Annotated in this window: 1 protein-coding gene, 1 other RNA gene and 1 pseudogene; 2 read left to right on the top strand and 1 reads right to left on the bottom strand. The window is 47.5% G+C overall.

Annotated features, from left to right (window positions below; all coding sequences use genetic code 11):
* Both CIK04_RS24320 and ffs read left to right on the top strand, forming a co-directional pair.
* Nucleotides 1-263, top strand: a 263-nt coding sequence (locus CIK04_RS24320; protein ID WP_128824678.1) for a diguanylate cyclase, incomplete at its 5' end; no start/stop codon positions are given.
* A 151-nt stretch (nucleotides 264-414) separates the two neighbouring features.
* An RNA gene (gene ffs / locus CIK04_RS24315) (signal recognition particle sRNA small type) lies at nucleotides 415-511 on the top strand.
* A gap of 257 nt (nucleotides 512-768) precedes the next feature.
* Here the strand turns inward: ffs and CIK04_RS24310 are convergent.
* A pseudogene (locus tag CIK04_RS24310) lies at nucleotides 769-1028 on the bottom strand (amidohydrolase family protein); the annotation flags it as partial.

Here is a 1028-nt window from a genome sequence, read left to right as displayed (position 1 = left end):
GGCGTGGTAAAGGTTTCCGCGTGGGTGGCGATGAGTTTATTTTAATTGGCAAAGCGTCTCAGCAAGAGGTTGAAGAAGCGTTTGAACGCTTTAGCCGAATTCGACTTGAGCAGCATATTGCCGGAAAACCATTGATCATCAGCTCTTCGATTGGCTTGTCCGCGAGACGGGAGCGGGCCATGAGCTTGCAAAAAGCGCTGCATCTGGCTGATGTCGACATGTACCAGAGCAAGAATGAACAACGTGAGATGGGTTATTCTTAACCTCTCCCATTTGAAAGTGGTGTTTGCACAAGAGTTAAGCTAGTCGCTCACCTCATCATGGATTATTGCCGAATTGGGGTTGCAATCTTGGGGGGATGCTTAATAATCGTGCCCACATTGAGCGAAATGCTTGATAAACGAATCTATGGGGCTCTGGTCCTCTCGCAACAATAGTTCGTGAACTCGGTCAGGTCCGGAAGGAAGCAGCCGCAGCGAATGACTTGTGTGCCGGGATGTGGCTGGGGTCCCACCCATTAAAAAAGCCGCCTTTTTGCGGGCTGGCTTTTGCTTTTAGTCTCATTCTATTTCTGGAAAGCTTTGGCTAGTTTTCTAGTTTTCTAGTTTTCTAGTTTTCTAGTTTTCTAGTTTCTAGTTTCTAGTTTTCTAGTTTCTAGTTTTCTAGTTTTCTAGGTTCCTGGCTTGCTAGTCCCTAGTCCCTAGTCCCTCGCTTTTACTCTCAGCCCCCTAACTTCCCGCAAAAGAGAAATTAGAGGGCGAAATTGCCTTAGCGGGTCGTATTGGTAAAGACCACTTTCCCTCGGCTGATGGTTTGTTTGGACCTGTAAGTCTTTTAACATCGCGCTCTCCACTTTGAGAGGATTCTTATCTAGCAGAATGAAATCGGCGTTTTCCCCACTTCGATACTGCCTTTCATTGCTTCTTCAAAATGTTGGTAAGCGGGCCAAATGGTCATCGCTCTCAATGCGGTGTAGGCATCAACGCGCTGATCGGGACCGAGCACTTTGTTTGTACGGGTGGTGCGGT

It is taken from the genome of Vibrio sp. 03_296, assembly GCF_002265885.1.
This window is presented reverse-complemented; position numbering and strand designations above follow the sequence as displayed.